Origin of the sequence: Paenibacillus rhizosphaerae (assembly GCF_014192015.1) — a bacterium.
In the GTDB taxonomy this organism is placed as follows: Bacteria; Bacillota; Bacilli; order Paenibacillales; family Paenibacillaceae; genus Paenibacillus_AQ; species Paenibacillus_AQ rhizosphaerae.
In genome coordinates this window covers 37,557-58,367 of sequence record NZ_JACHXJ010000006.1, presented here as the reverse complement: position 1 = coordinate 58,367, position 20,811 = coordinate 37,557, and the positions used below count along the sequence as shown (strand labels likewise).

At 57.4% G+C, this 20,811-nt stretch carries 18 protein-coding genes; 16 read left to right on the top strand and 2 right to left on the bottom strand.

Translation table 11 applies throughout. The annotated features are described in order from the left end of the window. The first annotated feature begins 261 nt into the window (after positions 1 to 261). The 8 genes from FHS19_RS28070 to FHS19_RS28035 all read left to right on the top strand — a co-directional run bounded on the left by FHS19_RS28070 (position 262) and on the right by FHS19_RS28035 (position 8,010). Complete coding sequence (locus FHS19_RS28070) at positions 262 to 1,269, top strand: ROK family protein (protein ID WP_183585379.1); 1,008 nt, start codon at positions 262 to 264, stop codon at positions 1,267 to 1,269. Further along, positions 1,242 to 1,913 (top strand): hypothetical protein, encoded by a 672-nt coding sequence (locus FHS19_RS28065; RefSeq protein ID WP_183585377.1) that lies wholly within the window; start codon positions 1,242 to 1,244, stop codon positions 1,911 to 1,913. Before FHS19_RS28070 ends, FHS19_RS28065 begins: the two co-directional genes overlap by 28 nt. 103 nt (positions 1,914 to 2,016) lie before the next feature. Further along, a complete protein-coding gene (locus FHS19_RS28060) occupies positions 2,017 to 2,859 on the top strand; it encodes a metallophosphoesterase family protein (protein ID WP_246426872.1) in 843 nt (280 codons plus the stop codon). A gap of 44 nt (positions 2,860 to 2,903) precedes the next feature. Next, a complete protein-coding gene (locus tag FHS19_RS28055; RefSeq protein ID WP_246426871.1) occupies positions 2,904 to 3,500 on the top strand; it encodes a glycerol-3-phosphate responsive antiterminator in 597 nt (198 codons plus the stop codon). A 216-nt stretch (positions 3,501 to 3,716) separates the two neighbouring features. Further along, positions 3,717 to 5,033, top strand: a complete 1,317-nt coding sequence (locus tag FHS19_RS28050) for an ABC transporter substrate-binding protein (protein ID WP_183585375.1) — start codon at positions 3,717 to 3,719, stop codon at positions 5,031 to 5,033. A gap of 54 nt (positions 5,034 to 5,087) precedes the next feature. Beyond that, positions 5,088 to 6,170, top strand: a complete 1,083-nt coding sequence (locus FHS19_RS28045) for an ABC transporter ATP-binding protein (RefSeq protein WP_183585373.1) — start codon at positions 5,088 to 5,090, stop codon at positions 6,168 to 6,170. 1 nt (position 6,171) lies between these two features. Beyond that, positions 6,172 to 7,044: a carbohydrate ABC transporter permease gene (locus tag FHS19_RS28040; protein WP_076175638.1), complete on the top strand. Its 873-nt coding sequence runs from the start codon at positions 6,172 to 6,174 to the stop codon at positions 7,042 to 7,044. A 105-nt stretch (positions 7,045 to 7,149) separates the two neighbouring features. After that, the gene (locus FHS19_RS28035; protein ID WP_183586254.1) at positions 7,150 to 8,010 is read left to right on the top strand and encodes a carbohydrate ABC transporter permease; all 861 of its coding nucleotides are present in this window, start codon (positions 7,150 to 7,152) and stop codon (positions 8,008 to 8,010) included. A gap of 177 nt (positions 8,011 to 8,187) precedes the next feature. Here the strand turns inward: FHS19_RS28035 and FHS19_RS28030 are convergent, their stop codons facing one another. After that, complete coding sequence (locus FHS19_RS28030) at positions 8,188 to 8,814, bottom strand: PdaC/RsiV family protein (RefSeq protein WP_183585371.1); 627 nt, start codon at positions 8,812 to 8,814, stop codon at positions 8,188 to 8,190. A 353-nt stretch (positions 8,815 to 9,167) separates the two neighbouring features. On the opposite strand from FHS19_RS28030, the gene FHS19_RS28025 reads away from it, so the two are divergent. Beyond that, positions 9,168 to 10,730: a sigma-70 family RNA polymerase sigma factor gene (locus FHS19_RS28025; RefSeq protein ID WP_183585368.1), complete on the top strand. Its 1,563-nt coding sequence runs from the start codon at positions 9,168 to 9,170 to the stop codon at positions 10,728 to 10,730. An 86-nt stretch (positions 10,731 to 10,816) separates the two neighbouring features. Beyond that, complete coding sequence (locus FHS19_RS28020; protein WP_183585366.1) at positions 10,817 to 11,623, top strand: aminoglycoside phosphotransferase/kinase family protein; 807 nt, start codon at positions 10,817 to 10,819, stop codon at positions 11,621 to 11,623. A gap of 148 nt (positions 11,624 to 11,771) precedes the next feature. Here FHS19_RS28020 and FHS19_RS28015 read toward each other — a convergent pair whose 3' ends face one another. Beyond that, positions 11,772 to 12,383, bottom strand: coding sequence for a hypothetical protein (locus FHS19_RS28015; RefSeq protein WP_183585364.1), 612 nt, complete (start codon positions 12,381 to 12,383; stop codon positions 11,772 to 11,774). 208 nt (positions 12,384 to 12,591) lie between these two features. On the opposite strand from FHS19_RS28015, the gene FHS19_RS28010 reads away from it, so the two are divergent. The 6 genes from FHS19_RS28010 to FHS19_RS27985 all read left to right on the top strand — a co-directional run bounded on the left by FHS19_RS28010 (position 12,592) and on the right by FHS19_RS27985 (position 20,811). Beyond that, entirely contained in the window at positions 12,592 to 13,374 is a 783-nt protein-coding gene (locus FHS19_RS28010) for a helix-turn-helix transcriptional regulator (protein ID WP_246426869.1), read from the top strand. A gap of 134 nt (positions 13,375 to 13,508) precedes the next feature. Beyond that, complete coding sequence (locus tag FHS19_RS28005) at positions 13,509 to 14,405, top strand: phytanoyl-CoA dioxygenase family protein (RefSeq protein WP_183585360.1); 897 nt, start codon at positions 13,509 to 13,511, stop codon at positions 14,403 to 14,405. A 183-nt stretch (positions 14,406 to 14,588) separates the two neighbouring features. Then, a complete protein-coding gene (locus FHS19_RS28000; RefSeq protein WP_183585358.1) occupies positions 14,589 to 16,298 on the top strand; it encodes an amylo-alpha-1,6-glucosidase in 1,710 nt (569 codons plus the stop codon). Positions 16,299 to 16,509: 211 nt separating this feature from the next. After that, complete coding sequence (locus FHS19_RS27995; RefSeq protein WP_183585357.1) at positions 16,510 to 18,273, top strand: cache domain-containing sensor histidine kinase; 1,764 nt, start codon at positions 16,510 to 16,512, stop codon at positions 18,271 to 18,273. After that, a complete protein-coding gene (locus tag FHS19_RS27990) occupies positions 18,233 to 19,414 on the top strand; it encodes a response regulator (protein WP_183585355.1) in 1,182 nt (393 codons plus the stop codon). Before FHS19_RS27995 ends, FHS19_RS27990 begins: the two co-directional genes overlap by 41 nt. A gap of 173 nt (positions 19,415 to 19,587) precedes the next feature. Next, a complete protein-coding gene (locus FHS19_RS27985; RefSeq protein WP_183586252.1) occupies positions 19,588 to 20,811 on the top strand; it encodes an ABC transporter substrate-binding protein in 1,224 nt (407 codons plus the stop codon).

Genomic DNA, 20,811 nt, shown 5'->3' with positions numbered 1-20,811 from the left:
GCTCAGGGATACGGCCTGTACCAAGCGAAAATTTTTCCCCCAATCTATCTATACGTAAAGATTACGATTTAATGCCTGTGAATGCTGCTGCCTGCAAGATGCTGATAGATTAAGAACCGCCGCGTTCAATGCCATTTGCAGGAAACCGGCTGAGGAGAAATCTGGAAAAGAATGCCGCACATCCATTCATATCCGGACCGAAGTCGTTTATGATAGGTTTATGTCAGCAGCCAAGGATTTCCGGAGGAGGAAAAGGAAGGCATGAGCAAATTTGTCATTGGCATGGACCTCGGCGGAACCCGGATCAAATCGGCGGTATTTGACGCGGATGCCGGTTGGAGGATCGCCGCGAAAAGAATGGACGCTACCGAAGCGGACAAGGGACCGGAGCATGTACTCAACCGGATGAAGCGGATCGTTCATGAACTGATGAAGGAAGCGGGTATCGGGCCGATGGACGTAAGCTGCATGGGGATGGGCATTCCGGGGCTCCTGGATCCGCGGGAAGGGCTGTCGATTCTGTCTCCCAACTTTCCGGAATGGGAAAATATCCACGTTGTAGACCGGATGCGGGAGGAATTCGCTTTTCCGGTTTTCATCGATAATGATGTGCGCGTCAACATGTACGGAGAGTGGCGGTTTGGCGCGGGCAGGGGCTGCGGGAACCTGATGCTCATTACCCTGGGAACCGGACTGGGTTCGGGAATTATTGTTCAGGGGAAGGTGGTCTACGGCACGTCTTCGAGCGCAGGCGAGATCGGCCACATGAACATGTACAGGGAAGGGCGGCCGTGCCGCTGCGGCAGCTCGGGCTGCCTCGGCCGCTACGTGTCCGCGGTGGGTATGGTCCGAACGTTGGCGGACAAGCTGGCGGAAGGACGGACGAGCGTCATTCAGGAATGGACGGGCAACGATTCCTCGCAAATCACGGCGCGGCTCATTTCGGACGCCTATGACCGGCAGGATGCGCTCGCTATTGAAGTGATGCACGAGACGGGAGAACTGCTCGGGTACGGACTAGCGAACGCCATCAATCTGCTGAATCCCGAAATGATCATTGTAGGCGGAGGGATGGCCGCGGCCGGGGAGCGGCTCTTGCGCCCGGTGCGCGAGGGGGTAGCCCGCCATGCGCTGCAGCTGTCCGCCGGTGTCTGCCGCATTGTGCAGGCCGAGCTTGGGGACAGGGCCGGAATGCTGGGCGCCGCCGTGTATGCGGACGGATGTTTGAAAGGAGGGAATTCATGGTCAAACAATGGGCTAACAGGCTGATTATGCTGCTGGTGCTGGCTGCGGTCATCCTGGTCGTTATTTACGCTTTTGAGGGGAAGTTATTCGGCCTTCAAGACAAGGGAGCGGAAGGAAGCCCGACGGTGGTGGAGGCGATTGAGAAGATCAACGGAAAAGGATTCGTGTCTTATATGATCCATGAACATCCGGTTGCTGATGGGGAAGTGGCTTTTTTTCTAAGAAAATCACAGAGCGGTAGCACAACCATGGTTGCAGATTACATTAGGAAAAACGCCAATGGATGGAAATATGTATGGGGCGGAATGTTTTCAGCTTCCAACTATCATCCCGGACTCTCCGATGCCAAAGCCCGCAAGGAAAGCTTCCACGCGGAGTACTTTCCGGGGACGGAAGGCACGGACGTCGGAAGCACTCCTTTTCCATTGTATTGCGTCATCGCCCTGCATCCCGATATCAGCCGTATCGTGGTCAAGGATTCCACCGGCTATGAAAAGCAGGCGCAGATCGTTCCCGTCGAGCAAAACTTCAAGTTGTTTTATGTGTTTTTAGATGCGTCACAGGGCATGAAGTTCGAAATTACGGGCTACGACCAGAGCGGAAACATCATTCGGCGGGTGACTCAGGACGAGGCTCACCTCAATTCGGGCACCGTCCGAATCGATTAACCGTAATTTTACATAAACTACCTTCCCAATTAACGGATCGGAAACAATCCATCGATAAGATGAAGGAGGAAAAATCCAATTCGAACAAGCCGGGAGGAGAGAAATGATGAGATTGGCGCTGCTGGGTGATTTGCATTACCACGAAATCGACGAGTCGGTGACGGGGCTGAAGGAAGCACGGCGTGCATTCTATCAAACGGTGCTGGAGCAGTTTTTGGAGCAGGAAGCGGACCTGTATATTTCGCTGGGGGATCTCACCAACTTCGGCACGGCCTCCGAGCTTCGCGAAGTGTACGATCTGCTTCGCCGCCAGGACAAGACGTTCATTCACGTGCTGGGCAATCATGACTTGTATGCGCAGCGCAGAGCCGAGGTGCTGGAGATTACGGGCCAGGAGAGGTACCATGCCATCGACACGGACCAAGCGATGCTCGTGTTTCTCGACACGGCCAAGGAAATGGATTTTAAGGACTGGGGCGGCTGGCTCGACCCCGAGCAGCTCGGCTGGCTTGAGGAGCAGGTCGGACTGTCGGGCGACAAGCCGCTGCTCGTTTTCGGCCATCATCCCGTATACAACACGACGGCGGGCTCGGAGAAAGACAAGGGCTCGATTCATCCCATCATCGACATGTGGAGCATTTTGAACCAAAAGCAGGGTATCGGCATCTATTTTAACGGCCATACGCATATGGACTCGATCGCGCACCGGCAGGACTGGTCGTTCGTGCAGCTGTCGGCCTGCCTGGATCAGCCGGGCTTCCGGATCGTCGATATCGCGGAGGACGCGATCCGCATCACACCGGTCGAAGTGATGGACCCGACGCTGCCGGATCACATGGCGCTGCTGCACCGGCATATGAAGCATTTTAGCCCGAATCCGGATGCCAGAGGGATGGAGGACGACCGGGCTCTCCTCGTTCCGCTGCCGATTGCGCCGCAAATCTGAATATAGTGTAATCACGACCTTCGTGAAAGGGAGGCTGTACACGCATGAATGACGTTATGACCCGGGAGCATTTTTTCAAAGGTCTCGCCAAGCATAAACGGATTGCCTCCATCAAAGACCCCCGCCACATTGAAATCGCCTTAAAGCACCGGGATGAGCTGAGCGGCATCTTCCTGCTGATGGGCCATATCGGCGTCGCCAAAGGCTATGTGAACGTATTCCGGGAGCACGGTCTGCCGGTGTTCATGCATTTGGAAAAAATCGGCGGGCTCAGCACGGACCATTACGGCCTGGACTATTTGGCCAAGAGCATCCGCCCGGTCGGCATCATCTCGACCAAAACCAGCGTCATCAGAACCGCAAAAAAAATGGGGCTGCTCACAGTGCAGCGTTTCTTTCTCGTCGACAGCGAAGGACTGGAGAACATCGCGAAGAGCCTGTCCCAGGCCGAGCCGGACATCATCGAGCTGATGCCAGCCCGCATCCCGGACATGATCCGCAGGGTGAAGAGCTTTACGGAAGTCCCGATCATCACCGGTGGCTTGCTGTATGAACACAGCCATGCGCAGGAGTGCTTGGACCAGGGGGCGACCGCCATTTCCGCGTCACGTCCCGAGCTGTGGAGAAGAAAGATCATTTGATGTCCCGTTAATATTCCGCATAAACCGCGTTAATAGTTGTCCTTTATGATGAAATCGACAAGTAAATAGAACGGTTGGAGTTATGGAGAAACCTGATCTGCCGAGAGCGCTAAGCCAGCGTTCCTACTCGGCGGTATTCGGGTTTCTTTATTTTTTGGCTGCAGCCGTCGTTGTACAGCAAACATAAACCAAATTCAAGGGTGGAGGAATCAATCGATGTTCAAGAAAAAGATCGCACTCCTTACGCTGTCCGCGGTAATGACGGGCATGCTGGCCGGATGCGGCGGCGGAGCCGAGAAGGCGGCCGGCGGCGAGACTGCGGAGGCGGCAGCGGCCAAGCCGGATAAAAAAATCGTCATTAAATACTGGTACGCCTTCGGCGACAAGATCGAGGAAGCCAAGCAGCATATGGTCCAAACGTTTAATGAGTCTCAAGACAAGATCGAGGTGGTCGCCGAGCATCAGGGGAATTACGATGATCTTCATGCGAAGGTTCAGGCGGCTTTTGCCGCTGGGGATGCCCCGGCGGTCACGGATCTGGAAATCGCCTCGACGGGCGTGTTCGCCCATTCCGGCATGCTTGAAGACCTGACCTCATACGCCGAGAAGGACAAGGACCAGCTGAAGCTGGACGATTTTATCCCCGGACTGATGGGGAACGCCTACGTGGACGACAAGCTGTACGGGCTGCCTTTTATGCGCAGTACTCCGATTATGTACAAGAACGTGACGATGCTGAAGGATGCCGGTCTGGATCCATCCGGGCCCAAAACGTGGGATGAGTTTGAGCAGTACTCCAAAGTGCTCAAGGAGAAAGGCAAGCTCGGCATGACCGTGCCGGTCGATATTTGGTTCTACGAAGCTTTGGTGGCCCAAAGCGGCGGCACGATGCTGAGCGAGGACGGCAAAAAGGCAACGTTTAACGACGCGGCCGGCGTGGCGCCGGTGGACTTCTGGAAGCGGCTGGTGAACGAAGGCCTGATCAAAATGCCGGTCGGCGACGAAGCCGGGGATACGGCGGACAAGGATTGGGCGAACCAAATTTCCGCGTTTAAGTTCGCCTCGACCGCCGGCGTGGCGCAAAGCTTGGAAATCGCCAAGGGCAACGGCTTTGAGCTGGAGACGGCCTTCATGCCGGCCAACAAGGATTACGGCGTGCCGACAGGCGGATGCCAGCTCGTCATGACGTCGAAGAGCAGCGCCGAGGAGAAGGCGGCGGCATGGGAATTTATGAAATGGATGACCTCCCAGGAAAACACGATTTACCAGCATAAGCATGTCGGATACCTGCCGACCCGCACGTCGGCGGTGGAAAGCGAGGAGCTCAAGGAGCATTTTACTCAGTATCCGCAGTATAAAGTCGCCGTGGACCAGCTGAAATACGCCAGACCGCGCCCGATGGAGAACGGATATCCGGAAGTCGCCAAGATCGTCCGCGATGCGATCCAGAAGGCGATTATCGATCCGAAGACGACGCCGCAGCAGGCGCTGGACGAAGCCGCGGCCAAGTCGGATAAGCTGCTTGGCAAGTAAGTTTAGCACCTGTCAGGCAATGAGACAGACCAGCCAAACAAGGAGGCATTCGGCATGGCCCAAATCGAGCTGATCGGCATTTGCAAGAAATACAAGGAAGAAACCGTAATTCAGGACCTCAATCTGACGATCCGGGACGGTTCGTTTACCGTCCTGGTCGGGCCGTCCGGCTGCGGCAAATCGACGACGCTGCGCATGGTGGCCGGGCTGGAAAGACAGTCTGCAGGAGATATTCTCATCGACGGCCAGCGCGTGAACGACACGCCGCCCGGCCTGCGGGACGTGGCGATGGTGTTCCAGAACTATGCGCTGTACCCGACCATGACGGTCCGGGGCAATATCGAGTTCGGCCTTAAGAACCGCGGCGTCTCCCGCAAGGAGCGGGAGCGACTGATCTCCGACATTTCGGAAATCGTCGGACTCGGGCCTTACCTCGACAAGAAGCCGCAGAATCTCTCCGGCGGCCAGCGCCAGCGCGTGGCGCTCGCCCGGGCGATGGTGAAGCAGCCGAAGGTGTTTATCCTTGACGAACCGCTGTCCAACCTGGACGCGAAGCTGCGGAACCAGATGCGGACCGAGCTGATCCAGCTGCACGAACGCCTTGGCACAACCTTCGTCTACGTGACGCATGATCAGGTCGAGGCCATGTCCATGGGCGACGAGATCGTCGTCATGAACGAAGGGGCGGTCCAGCAGGCGGACTCGCCGATGAAGCTGTACGAACAGCCCGCTAACCTGTTCACCGCCCAGTTTATCGGCACGCCGGCGATGAACATCATGAAGGTCGGCGACATCAAGGGGCTGCGCGTCCTGCCCGAGTCCGGAGCCTACCATGTCGGCTTCCGGCCGGAGCATGCACAGATCAATCCGGACACCCCGGTGGAAGGGCTTGTGCTCGAAGGAGACATCTTGACGCGGGAGAGCCTGGGAGCGGAGCACATCTATCAGATCCGTTCCAAGGCGGGAGCGTTTTTTGTCAAAACGTTTCTGAAGCCGCTGGTGACAGCGGAGCGCGTACGCATCGCCGTACCGCACGGGCATCTCTATTATTTCAGCCTGACCGGCAGCCGGATGCAGACGGCGGGCGCGGCGAACGAGGAGACCTCCTCGCGACAGCTGATAGCAGGAGGGGTGTAGCATGACCGTCTGGGAACGGCTGCGCCCGTACAGCATGGTCGCGCCGGCAATTATCGTCTTTGCCATGTTTTTTATCTACCCGATTTTTTACATGATGTACTTAAGCCTGTTCGACTGGAACTTCGTCAGCCCGACAAAAACGTTCGTCGGCATCCAGAACTTCGTGGATCTGCTGTCGGAGCCGGATTTCCGCCAGGTGCTGTCGAACACGACCCTTTATACGGTGCTGACGGTTACGCTGACGACCGGACTCTCCCTGTTCATGGCGATCTGGCTGAACCGCAGCGGCTTCTTCTACGGCCTGGTACAGGGGGCGATCTTCAGCCCCCATATCATCTCGCTCGTATCGATTTCGCTCTTGTGGAGCTGGCTGATGGACCCCGAATACGGGCTCTTGAACTGGGTGATCGGGCTATTCGGCTTCGGCAAGCTGGAATGGCTGTCCCATCCGAGCACCTCGCTGATCTCCCTGGTGATCGTGGCCGTGTGGAAAGGGCTCGGCTATAACACGCTCGTGTTTATCGCGGGGCTGCAGAGCATTCCGCAGGATATATACGAGGCGGCTTCCCTGGACCGCTCCAGACCGTGGACGACGTTCACGCGTCTGATTCTGCCGATGCTGTCGCCGACGATCTTTTTCCTCGTCATCATCAATTTGATCGGGTCGTTCCAGGTGTTCGAAACGATCGCGATCATGACGCAGGGCGGCCCGGTCAACTCGACCAATACGCTGGTGTATTACATCTACGAGGCCGGCTTCCGCTTCTTCAAAATCGGGTATGCCTCGGCGGCCGGCGTGATCCTGCTGTTTATCGTCGGCATCCTGACCATCGTCTATTTCCGGCTGCTGTCCAGCCGTGTTCATTACCGTTAACCGGTAACGACTTCTGCTTCTATGATCTTAAAAAAGGGGGAAAACCGCGTGGAACCCGCAAACCGTGCCTTTGACGGGCATACCGTCGCCGTTCCCGGAGGACGCATGCTGGAAGCGCCGGGCAGACCTGCCCTTGTGCGCTCCGCGGCCGTCCTGCTGCTGAAGGCGCTGAACGTGGCGGCGCTGCTGCTGCTGGTCCTCATCTTTGCCATGCCGTTTGTCTGGATGCTCTCGACATCCCTCAAAACGCTGCCGGAGACGATGATTTTCCCGCCGGAATGGATTCCCCGGAATCCGGTATGGAGCAATTACGCCTCCGCGTGGCAAACCGGGCCGTTCCTGCATTACATCACGAACAGCGCCGTCATTTCGGTCAGCATTTTGCTGCTGCAGATGCTGACGATCATTCCGGCTGCGTACGCATTTGCCAGATACCGGTTTGTCGGCTCCGGCTTTCTGTTCAGCCTGGTCATGGTGACGCTCATGATCCCGACCCAGCTCATCTTTCTGCCGGTATATTTGGAGCTGAGCGCCTTCAAGCTGCTGAACACCCATCTCGGGCTGATCCTCCCGTTCGCGTCCAGCGCGTTCGGCATCTTCCTGCTCCGGCAGGCGTTCCGGCAGATCCCGGAGGAGCTGGTGGAGGCTTCCCGCCTGGATCAGGCCAAGGAATGGAAAATCATCATCCGCATCATGGTGCCTATGGTGAAGCCGGTGCTTGTGACGTTTGCCCTGTTCAGCTTCATCGCGCACTGGAACGATTATTTCTGGCCGCTCGTCATGACGACGAACGAAACGGCGCGGACGCTGCCGATCGGCATCGCCAAAATCCGCGAGGTCGAGGGCGGCGGCACCTGGAACATCCTGATGGCCGGCAACGTCATTTTGGTCGCGCCGATTCTGGCCGCCTTTTTCCTGGCGCAAAAGCATATCATCAAAGCGTTTGTGTACAACGGCGTCAAGTAAGAGGGATGCTGTGTGCCACGTGTACCACAGTGACCATGAACGTAGGCTTACGTGTAAAAGAGCTGTTCCTTCGTCTCCCGGACGATATGGAAGCGGCTCTTTGCTTTTTTGGAGTTATCCAGCTTGTAGATAGGGGGTAACTTTAGGCTGCGAAAATGGTTAACGGCGGCCGCTCAATCACACGACATCTGCGGCAAGTATCGTAAGCGGGCCGTTTTCAGCGGCGATGTCCTGCAGATCATAGACCGAAATCGGGAACATCGGAATACCGACATAATAGGGTGTGATCGCGTACAATGGGTAAAAGAGCACCAACGCCTTGTCGGCGAGGTAGAAATCCTGGTTAGGCGCGACTGTGATGCTCCCCGCATCCAGTACCGGAAGATTCCGGTCCTGCACCTGCTTCTTGACGGCAGCGGTCAGGACCGCTTGGTAGGGGGAGCCCGGTTTGAATAGGCTGGACAAGGTGTAGGTATTCCCCGTTTGCATGGAAAAGGTCAATCCCTTGGCGATCGTGTATCCATGCGCCATCGGCGTGGAATAGGTGTAGTTGCTCAGCACCAGACTGAGAATGCTGCGCTCGTTCGTTTTGATCTCGAAATTTCCGGTCGTTTCCGGCTGGCTTCCCGTCTGGACCGCCTGCTGGGCGCGCTGCATGTCCTGGATCGTACGGATGATCGTGTGGTTGATTTTGTTTTCGGCCGTTTTGTCGGCGAGCCCGGTCACCTGCGGATAGTGGATCACCGTGCCGGGGGCCGTAAAGGTGACGGTATGGATGGTGACCGGCGGTACGTATTGAGGCATGCGGTTCGCTCCAATCGTTGAATGGTATACACCAGCCTATTCCGGGCCTGGGCGTTGGGTGACGGGAACGGAGTGCTGCTGCTTACTTGGCGCCTCGATCGTTTGGGCCGCTGATTTCGTCTCGCTTGAACTGCTCCCGAAAATGCATCAAGCACGATCAGCGTAATCGCCAAGGCGATCGACTGAACGATCGGCAGAAGGTATATTTTTAAGAAACGGTAGTTACGCCGCTTTAAAACAATTTTTCTGAACAGATTCAGCTTTTTTAAAAAATATTCCGAAGCTTCGGTAACCTTACGGATCCGATATTGCACTATAGGGATGAATACAAGTTCAAAGGGAGGAGAGAAGGTGTGCGGCAGATCATTGAACAAGCCCGGCAGGGAGACGGGGACGCGCTATATCGCCTCTTCCGGCAGTATTATGCGATGGCGCATACAGCCGCATACGGAAAGCTGCAGGATCACAATTTGGCGGAGGAGGCGGTGCAGGAGGCGTTTACGGAAGCGTTCGTCCACCTTAGCCGGCTGCAGGAAGCGGACGCCTTTCCGGGGTGGCTGCGGACGATTGTGCACCGCCAATGCTACCGCTTGATCCGCAGAAAGCCGCAGACTTCCTCACTGGAGGAGGGGGAACTGAATGCGCCCGGCCTGCCGGATATCGGAGAGGTTGTGGCGCGGCAGGAGCTGTACCGGATGCTTTACGACTCGGTTCAGGCGTTATCGCCGGGTATGCGGGAGGCGATTCAGCTGTTTTATTTTCACGGGTATAGTCTGCAGGAAATTTCGGAGTATGCGGGAACGCCGGTGACGACGCTGAAAAAGCGGCTGTTCGACGCACGCCGCAAGCTGAGGGGCACGCTGCCGGTCGCCGATTTCGCCCACGTATTCCAGCATTTACACGAGGGAGGAAAACGCATGCTGCATATTGTAAACGGCGATACGGTCGCCGAGACGCTCAAGCAGGGAGTCGTTCAAGGGGACATCCTGGTTTGGCGCGAGGTATATCCGGAAGGCCCGGTATTTCTGGAGCCTGAGGAACCGGCCAATCGTGCGGTTCGAGCGGGATATCTTGAGAAAGGCATGGGCATACCGGCGGATGAGTTTATCCGGATCAGCGAAGCCCAGGAGAAGCAGCTGGCCGGTTTCCGGCAGTATGACGAAGTCGTGCTGTGGTTCGAGCATGACCTGTTCGACCAGACGATGCTGTCTTATTTGCTGCACTGGTTTGGACGGCAGTCCCTTGGCGGGACGAAGCTGAATCTGCTCTGTATCGGAGATTATCCGGGAGTCGGCTTGTTCCGCGGACTCGGCCAGCTATCGGCCAGCCAGATGAAGACGTTATCCGGAACCTGGCACCATATCGGAGCGGAAGAGCTGAAGCTGGGGAGCAAGGTTTGGGAGGCGTACACCTCGCCTGATCCGATGAAGCTCCAGCAGCTTTTGGAGGAGGACACCTCGGCGCTCCCGTTCGTGAAGGAGGCATTTGAGCTGCATCTGTCCCGCTACCCTTCTGTTTATAACGGACTCGGGATCGTGGAGCAGATGACTTTGGAAAAGGTAAGCGAAGGGATTCATTCGCCGCTGGACCTGTTCAGGCAAATTGGCGACCGGCTGCACGGATTGGGCATGGGTGACCTGCAGTACTGGGATGTCCTGCGCAGCCTTTGTCAGGGCCCAAGTCCGCTGTTAACGCTGGAGGGGGCGGAAGACTTCCCCGGCTATGCGGGATCTTCTCCGGCTTTCCGGGACAGTAAGGTCAAGATCACGGAATGGGGGACCCGGGTTTTAAGCGGTGAGGATTACCTGGAACGGTGCGGCATTGACGGGTGGTACGGCGGCGTCCATCTGAGCGGTGCGAAGCCCGAATGGCGTTGGGATCAGGAACGGAGAAGGCTGGTGAAATGCGGGGAGTAGGAACATTGGCTTGGAACAACATGGTTCCGGCCATGATTAATACAGCTAGTAAGACGGGAAAGTTATGAGAAATGGAGTGATGGATCATGCTTTTGTCTGAGGAGATTCTGAAGTCGTTCGGGCTTCAAGGGGAGGCGCTTCCTCTCGAAGGCGGGCAAAATACAACCGTTAAAGTACAGGACGCGGTTCTCAAGCCGTCGGAAAACGTCCGGCATGCCGAGTGGGTGCTTGGCATCATGCATGATCTTCAGCCGCGCGGTTACCGGATTTCCAGACCGATACACGCACGGAACGGTTCTTTTGTCAGCGATGGATGGACGTGCAGCCGTTTCGAGCCGGGCAGGGAAGTTCAGGGTCACTTGGAACAAAAGCTTAAGGTCGCCCGGTTGTACCATCGGGATCTAGCCGCCATACCTTATGATGGGTTTCCGGAGCCGGACCATCCTTGGTCCCATGGCCACCGGATCGCGTGGCAGACCGAAGGACTCCCGGCCGGGTCCCCTGACCCCGTGAAGGATTTCCTGGCAGGTTTGCTCGGAAAGGTCAAGAGAAGCGGGGAATATACCGTTCAGCTGATCCACGCCGATCTGGCCGGGAACATCCTGTTCGATGAGGCGCTCGGTCCGCTGATCATCGACTTTTCCCCGACGGTTGCCCCAGAGGCGTATGCCGAAGCGATTCTTGTCTGCGACGGCATTGCCTGGCAGGGATGTCCGCTTTCAGATCTAGGTCTGCTGCCGGATGACGGTCATTACCGGGAAATGCTGTTACGGGCGGTCATCTTCCGCCTGTCGGTATCCGCAATATTTTGCGGGGAGGACACGGAGCGCTTTTTCACCGAAGCAGAGGCGTTTGGGCCCATCATCGAGCACCTTGCATTAAATCCCTATTGACGAGAAATCTACTACAGGATGAGCAAACGCTGCGCTACCGGCCATAGATTCAGTTACATGACAAAGAAGCAGGCCACTTGCCTGCTTCTTTGTTTCGGTACTCCTCAGGACCGGCGTATTCAATTGCGATTCTTCCGCGAATGCACATTTACTCGAAATGAACCTCCTGATCGAGAAAAGTCTCCCTGCGCCTGAATTCCATAGGCTCTTCAAACGGGATCAGCGCAAAATGAACGGCGTCCAGATGTTCCGGCAGACGGGGTTCGACGAGGAAGGACATGGAGCTGGCTCCTCCGCCCCCACGGGAACCGCTGCGCTGTACGTTGTATTCTTCCTTAGGGCTCGTGACTTCCAGTTGTAGAAGTGGGCGAAAATCGGTGAAATCCTCCGCATGCTCCAGCTGTTTGATTTCGACATGCACGATACTGCCATGCTCATGCTGCATCGCATGGGTGATGACATACTGGAATCCATCCATCACTGTCGTCTTCAGGATTTGCATAACGCCTTGCAGCTCACCGGGGCCGTCAGGTCGCGAGCGGTGGAAGCCACCGTTGATCGATTGAAACAGCCAATTCAGATATGGCGGTTTGACCCCGAATTTCTCCTCGAATTCCTTCATCACTTCCTTAGGCGGAAAACACCGGCGCCCTTTCGCCAGAGCCTTCCGGCGGTTAAGCAGTTCGATCAGCTGCGCATCGATCGCATGGATCTCCTCATCGTAATCATTGGGCACCGCCCGCAGTTCCGACCATCCCATGTAACCGTTCCTCCTTTATCTGACAATATACCAATAACACATGGCTTTTCCTGATTATACCATGTCCCATAGCTAAGGTACGGAAAAAGAATGGACAAGCAATAAGGCTTGGGACTGTAGCTCCTCCGCGCAACTGATGTATAGTGAACATATCATCATCACGCGCTTGGCTTGGTCCAAGCTGGCGGACAAGGAGGGTGGAGCAATCTTGCCCGAAATTAGAGGTTTTATCGGGACCCACGGCAGGGACTGGGAAGATGAGCGGCAGTGGAGCCATCCCGATTTGGAAATCACCGTGGTGTTGGAAGGAAGCGGGCGCTTTGCCCATGAACAGGAAGAAAGGCGGGTCGAAGCCGGGCATGTTGCGCTGATTCCGTCCCTAGCCACGCATTCGTTCCATGCGATCACGCCGATCCGGTTCGGGGTTGTGCTCGCCGACGGACTGCCGGTGCACGTACGTGAGCTGTTCGAGCGGCTGATCGTCCTTGGCAAACCGCGCCTCATTGCCTTATCGCGCCTCGACCAGGACCGCTACGAGCGGCTGTTCCGGGAATGGCTGAGGAGCCGTTCGTCTACGCTGAAAGAGCCGGTCCGAAATGATCTGGCCTGGATCGAAATTCTGCTGCTGTTTTTGAACGAGCATTCCCACCCGGACCAGCAGTCGTTCACGGTATCGCATACAGGCGATTATATTCGCCGGCATCTTCAGGACCCGATCGTCATCGGCAGCCTCGCAGAGATGGCCGGCCTGTCGGAGGAAGGCTTCCGCAAACGGTTTTTCAAAGCTTACGGCATGACGCCCAAGCGGTATCAGCAGATGTGCCGCCTGGAAGAAGCCAAGTGGCTTCTCAGCTCGACCGACAAGGATATGCAGGCCATAGCCGAGCAGATCGGTTTTGCCCAGCTGCACTCCTTTTCGCTGTGGTTCAAAAAGACCGAAGGTTGTCCTCCATCGGAATGGAGAACGAAGCAGCGCCGCGACCACCATTGAGGCAGCCGGTGCGGTTTTGCGTAAATTGTGGCGGGTTTCGATTAACGACTTTCTCCAGGAGCAGGGGCTATGATGAGGGGGAATCTTCTGCTTCTGGCAGGAATGCGAAGAATACCTTGAAAGGAGAGAGCGGTATGAACGTGACGATCGGTAAGAGGGAGCTAGCGATGGGAAGCCGGTATTTGACCGAGCTGCGCAGCAGCAATGATATTATGGAGGACACGGAAGCGCTGAGATTGCGCCTGGCGGAGGAGGGATACTTGCTGATCCGCGGATTTCACGACCGCGAGCGGGTGCTATCCGCAAGGGAGGAGTTTTTACGCAAACTCCAGGCCATGGGCAGATTGGAGCCGGGGGCTCCGCTGAACGAAGGGCGTATTTCCCAAGACAACCGCAGCATGATGTGGGGCGGCGGCGCGGAAGAGCTGCAGGCGGATTTTCCCCGATTTTTGGATGTGGTAAACCATCCTTCGGTGTTGGATTTTTTTGACCGTCTGCTTGGCGGCAAATCGATGACATACGATTATAAATGGCCGCGGGCCGTAGCCCATGGCGGAAATACCGGCGCGCATTACGACGTCGTGTATATGGGAAGGGGCACCAAAAACGTATATACGATGTGGACTCCTTTCGGAGACACGCCACTTGAGCTCGGAACGTTGGCCATGTGCCTGGGTTCCCAGCATTTCAGCAAAATAAGGCAAACGTACGGTGAAATGGATGTAGACCGGGACAATGTCGCGACAGGCTGGTTTTCCGAAGACCCGGTGGAGATCGTCGATACGTTTGGGGGGCAATGGGCCACGACGTCTTTCGAAGCGGGCGATGCCATTATTTTCGGCATGTACATGATGCATACTTCGCTTAACAACACGACGGACCGCTACCGGATCAGTTCAGATACCCGCTATCAGCTTACTTCGGAGCCTGTCGATGAGAGATGGGTGGGCCGCAAGCCAAAGGGCCATTACGCATGGGGCAAAACGACGCCGAAACCGGTTGCCGATGCCCGAAAAGAATGGGGCGTGTAAGGGAGGCAAATTGCCAAATCTAACAAACGTACCCCATCCCACCTGACAAAAAGACACGACTGCCCGGAAAATAAAGCTGTTCCCAACAAATGTGCAGGTACATGGAAACACCTGGCCGTTTCCCTTCCAGGCGCCGCAGCTTACAATGAAAGCGTTATATTCCTGGATAAGAGGAGAACAGCCATGAACTTTGACCTGAACGTGGTGCCCTTCAGCCGCAGAGAGACGTTTCTGGCGGTATCGCTGCTGCCTGAGGGTAAAAATAGACCGGCCGGGCTGTACCTGCGCACCGTCCGGGGCGGAGACGACAAATTCGGTGAGGTGTTCCACATCGAGCTGCTGGATGCCGCCGGAGGTCTTCTGCCATTCGAGGCCGAAGCCAATCCCGCCAGCGTGAAGCTTGCTGCCTTCGACGGCGGTGCTTATGCAGAGCTGTGCATTTCGGACAGCCGCACCGTGCGCTTCCGAACCCGGGGCTGCGGCATCCGGCTGACCTTTCAGCCGGCGGCTTACGATTATGCCTACGAGGCGGCGCCCGGCAGCTGGGAAGTGAACAGCTTTTCGCACGAATGCCGGTTTATGCTGACCCGTCTCGCCGGCTGCATGAAGATGGAAGTGATCTGGGACAAGATCAAGAGCTCGCGCATCGTGGCTGAGTTTATGGCAGGCGGAGCCGCGGGTGATGCAGAATTCGCCGTCGAAGAATTCCGGACCGTGTGGGAGCCGCGGCCGGCGTGGGAGCCCTTTGAGGCGGTGGTAAAGGATGCCGAGGCCGAATTTGCGGCCTGGCTGGATCACAGCCTCGCGGTTCCGAATCGCTGGCGGGAAGGACGGGAACTGGCGGCTTACATTACATGGTCTTGCCTCGTCCCGGCTGAAGGCCGCCTGACGCGTCCGGCGATGTACATGTCGAAGAACTGGATGACGAATATATGGAGCTGGGATCACTGCTTTAACGCCATGGCGCTGGTGCGCCACGATCCGAAGCTGGCGTGGGACCAGTTCATGATCTTTTTCGACCGGCAGGATGAGAGCGGGCTGCTTCCCGATTTCATCAATGACAAGTATGAGCTGTGGAACTGCAACAAGCCGCCGATTCACGGCTGGACGCTCGGCTGGATGATGCGCCGGACCGATTGGATCGGCGAAGCGCAGCTTCGGGAAGTATACGGGCCGCTGTCCAAATGGACGGATTGGTGGTTCCGGTACCGGGACGGCGATGGCGACGGCATTCCCCAGTACAATCACGGCAACGATTCCGGCTGGGACAACAGCACGGCGTTCAATAACGGCATTCCGGTGGAAAGCCCGGACCTGTCCGCCTTCCTGATTCTGCAGGCGGAGCTTCTTACCGAGATTGCCGGGCTGCTGGGCAAGGCGGAGGAAGCGGCGCGGTGGCGCCGCCTTGCCGGGGATACGCTGGACGCCATGCTCCGCCACTTCTGGAAGGACGGCAGGTTCACGGCATGCCGGTCGGGGACGCATGAGCGTTCCCAAGGCGACAGCCTGCTGCTGTTCGTGCCGATCCTGCTCGGCAAGCGGCTGCCGGAAGCGGTCCGGACCGCGCTGCTCCAGGGGCTGCGGGAGGAGGACCGATTTCTCACCGGCAACGGCTGGGCGACCGAAAGCGTCTGCAGCCCGTATTACCAGCCCGACGGCTACTGGCGGGGGCCGATCTGGGCGCCGTCCACCATGCTGCTCGTGGAAGGCGTCGCCGCGGCGGGGGATACGGAGCTCGCCAGAGAGGTGGCCCAGCGGTTCTGCCGTATGCTGAACAAGAGCGGCATGGCGGAAAACTTCGACGCGCTGACGGGCGAAGGGCTGCGGGACCGGGCTTTTACCTGGACGTCGAGCGTATTTTTGATCCTCGGGCACGAATACGGGGAACTATAGCGGGACCATGCACTTCTTCGGAAGGGACTTTTTGGAAAAGTCACCGGGGAGGTGCTTTTCCCGTTTCGGAAGGTGCTTGGCTTCCGCAAACAAGGCGCTTGACCACGGACTTATGTAAGCGGTAACAATTGCGCGGCGAAAGGGCTCCGTCCCCTGCCCGTCCATGCTAGAATGCAGATAGACGACTACCGTGAAGAGGAGGGGATCCGCCATGAATCACCGCCGGCACGGACCGCTGCGGCGCTGGCTTCCGGCAGGAGCTTACCGCAGCATCCGGACCAAACTGCTCGTATGTTTTCTGATTGTGACGCTGATTCCGCTGCTCTCGCTCGGGGCGCTCTCTTATTACCAGTCCGCCAGGACGGTCAATTCCCAGTTCGGCCGTTACGGCGAGAACGCAGTGGCCCAGCTGCAGCAGCAGTCGGACTCCATGCTGGGCCGCATGAAACAGATGAGCCAGACGATCTACTCGTATTTGCTGGATCCCGCCCATGCGGACCTCGGAAGCAACCCGCCGGTCAGTTACGGCGAAATTATGGAGAAGAACGACTTCGAATCCGTCCTGAGGTCGCTGGCTAACGACCAGACGGCCGGGATTTATATTATTACGCCGTCGGGTTATTATTACGGCGAAAATAACCTTGACGTCGGCAAGCTCGCCGGTATTCTGGCCTGGAAGAGCGTGCCCGTCACGAATAGCGGCCCTTCCTGGCTGGGCTTCTATATGCAGAACCATGCGATATCCGCCTCAGAGCAAGCCGGCCCGGCGGTCCTCGGACTGGCGGTGCCAATCCGGAACCCGGGCGGCGCCCAGGACGGCAGCACGATCCTGATCGAGGAGGACGCCCGGGAGCTGCTGCGCATGTTCCGGCAGTTCGAGGAGGACACGAAGGCGCATCTTACGATTCAGGCGCCGGACGGCCGGACCGTGTACGAAAGCTCGGAATCCTTTACGCCGAGAGACAACGATATCATCTGGGACAAGACGCTGTCCGTCAACCATTGGAAGATCGAGGCGCGGCTGCCTGCCAAGGCGTTTTACCAGTCGTCGGGAGTCATCCGGTCGAACACGCTTATCGTGGCGGTATGGTCCTGCCTGCTCGCTTTCGGACTGGCCTATCTGTTTACGTCCCGGTTTACGGGGCGCATCCGTGCCCTGAAGGAATCGATGCAGAAGGTCAGCTTTGGCAAGCTGGATACGCGGGTTCCGGTCGAAGGGCGGGACGAGCTCGGCAGCCTGGATATCAGCTTCAACCGGATGGTCAGCGGCGTGCAGTCGCTCGTCCAAGAAGTGGAGCGAAGCGAGCGCCTCAAGAAGGAGGCGGAGCTGAAGGCGTTTCATTATCAGATCAATCCGCACCTGCTCTTCAATACGCTGAACTCGATCCAGTGGAAGGCGAGGCTGGAAGGGGCGGAGGAGATCCGCCGGATGCTGTACCACCTGACGATGGTGCTGGAGGGCAATCTAGATATATCGCAGGAGCTCGTCACGCTGGAGCGGGAGCTGCGGATGATCGGGCATTTTTTGAAGATTCAGGAGATCCGTTATGGAGCCGTATTCCAGTATAAGCTGGACTGCGAGGAAACTTTGAAGCGGTTTGTCATCCCGCGGATGACGCTGCAGCCGCTGTTTGAGAACATCTTTTTCCACGGTTTTACCGACGGGGCCGGCGTCATCGAGCTGCGCGTCCTGGAGCAGGGGGAAGAACTGCTGCTGGAGCTAAAAGACAACGGGGCCGGCATCAGCGAAGAGAAGCTCGCGCAGCTGTTCGCTCCGAATCCCGAGCCCCGCGGCCGCGGAGGTCTCGGCGTCCGGAACGCGGATCAGAAATTCAAGCTGCATTTCGGCCCGCGGTACGGGCTTACGGTACGTTCAATCAAGGGAGAGGGAACATCGATTCTGATTCGCTGGCCCAAAAAGGAGGAGCATCCGGATGGAGAACGCAAACAACTTGAAAGTGCTGATCGCCGATGACGAGAGTATCGTGCGCAAAGGCCTGAGAACGACGGTGCCCTGGGAGCGGTTCGGCATGGAAGTCGTGGCCGACGCGCCCAACGGGGCGAGTGCGTGGGAAGCCTTCATAGAACACCGCCCGGACATCATTATTACCGATATCGTGATGCCGGAGATGGACGGAATCGAGCTGCTGCGCAGGGTTAAGGAGGCCGAGGAACGGACGAAAATCATCCTGCTCAGCTGCCACCGGGACTTTGAATACGCGCAGCAGGGAATCCAGCTCGGGGCGTCGGGATACCTTCTGAAGACCGCGTTTGAGGACGAGGAGCTGGAAGGGCTGCTGGAGAAGATGCGGCGGGAGCTTCAGCGGCGTCCGTCCCCGGCACCACTGGACGGGGAGAAGCTGGAAGCGCTCCTGTTCGGCTGGCTCAGCGGCAGCAGCGGAAGATTTCCCGCCGAGCTGGAGCAGCTTCGCGCGGAAGCGTGGCGTTTCGGCGGCCAGGACGTGCATGTGTACCATGTCCGGACGGAGGGCTGCGGCATGCCGTGGGCCGAATGGCTGAAGATGAAACAGGACAGGCACAGCTCGGGCAGTGAAGCGGTAATCCCCTATGGCGCTGACGCCTGCTATTGGATCGTGCCGGAAGGGCTGCAGGAGGCGGCACACAGCCTGCTGATCGAAGCCAAAGGCAGCCATGGCCTGCTGAAATGGTCCGCCAAGGGTCCCTTGGGCCCCAGCAGCAATATCGCGGAAGCGTTCCGCTTCCTGCATAAAGAGGCCGAGCTGGAACGGGCGTACGGGGTATCCGGCGGAGATTGGCCTGAGCCGATTCAAAAAGCGGTGCAGCTGCTTCATGAGCAGCCCGGTTCCGACTGGTCGGCGAGCGAGCTGGCGGAAGAGGTCGGACTCAGCCGCAGCCATTTTTCCATCCTGTTCAAAAAGACGGTCGGCGACAGCTTTATCGCGTTCCAATACAAGCGGAAGCTCCGGCTGGCCCAGGGGCTGCTGCGGGATACGGACCTGACGATGCAGGATATCGCCGAGCGGACGGGGCTTGGCGACAGCAAATATTTCAGCAAATGGTTCAAGCGATGTACGGGTCAGACCCCAAGCCAATTCCGGACCGTGCAAAAAGGTGAATCGGACCGGACAGTTTGACACCCCGCATGAAACTTCAAACAAAAAGACGCCAAATTGCCGATGAATGCACGTTTTGAACCGCTTTCAAAAGCGTTACGATGAAAGCGGTTCAAAAATGATATGCCTCATTCGCGGGAGGAGCTGACAATTTGAAAAAACAGGTTTCACTTATCGTTCTTGCAGCGGCGTTGATGATGTCCCTGTCGGCATGCGGCGGCAGCGGAGGCAAGGCCGAAACAGCCGGCCAGGGCGGCGGTTCCGGATCGGAGAAGACACTCCGCTTTGCGACCTGGGATACGGGGGATGCGCTCAAAATTGAGCAGGACATCGCCAAGAAGTTCGAAGAGAGCCATCCGGGCACGAAGGTGCAGGTGGAGGCTTACGCGGACGGCTTTGATCAGAAGCTCGCGGCGGGCTTCGGCGCCGCCAATCCGCCCGACGTCATGTACATGTGGGATTTTCCGACCTATCACCAGTCGCTGGAGCCGCTGGACAGCTATGCGGACAAAGACAAGGATTTAAATATTGACGACTTTTACAAGGGCCTGTTCAATTACGGCAAAATCGACGGTACCCTGTACGGCATTCCGGCGGGCTTTACGACGCGGGTGGTGTATTACAACAAGAAGCTGTTTGACGAGGCGGGCGTGCCGTATCCGAAGGACGGCTGGACCTGGCCCGAATTCCAGGAGATGGCCGGAAAGCTGACGGATAAATCCAAGAAGCAGTACGGCTTCGGCGTCCGTGCGGAGAACGACACTTACGATCTGCAGGGGTTCGTATGGAGCAACGGCAGCTCGTTCATTTCCCCTGACGGCAAGACGATCGACGGCTACATGAACAGCAAGGACACCGCTGCGGCGATCCAGATGTTCGGCGACATGTTGAAGAACGGCTCGGCCGTACTGACCGGCGGGAAAGGGCAGCAGAGCGGCGACGACATTTTTAAGGCAGGTAAAATCGCCATGTGGGAAAGCGGCATCTGGCCGCTGGAATCGTTCCGTCAGGCAGGTGTCGACGTAGGCACGGTTGAAATGCCGGCCTTCCCGGGCAAACCGGTCAAAGGGGTGCTGGCTGAATCGGCGCTGTCGATCGCGAAGGACTCCAAGCAGAAGGATCTGGCCTGGGAGTTTATCAAGTTCTACGTATCCGATGCGTCGATCAAAATGCGGGTAGCGGACCTTCCGGTGCGTCAAAGCGTCGTCAATGAGCTGAAAAAGGACCAGGATCCGCTCTACAAGCCGTACTACACGATGCTGGAGCGTTCCGACAACACGCCGGCATTCCTGCTGAATCCGAAGTGGAACGAGGTTAACCGGCAGCTCTCCGCCGCGGTGGAATCAGTCATGCACGGCAGCAATGCCCAGGATGTGCTGAACCAGGCCGTGAAGGACAGCGAGCGCTACATGAAATAA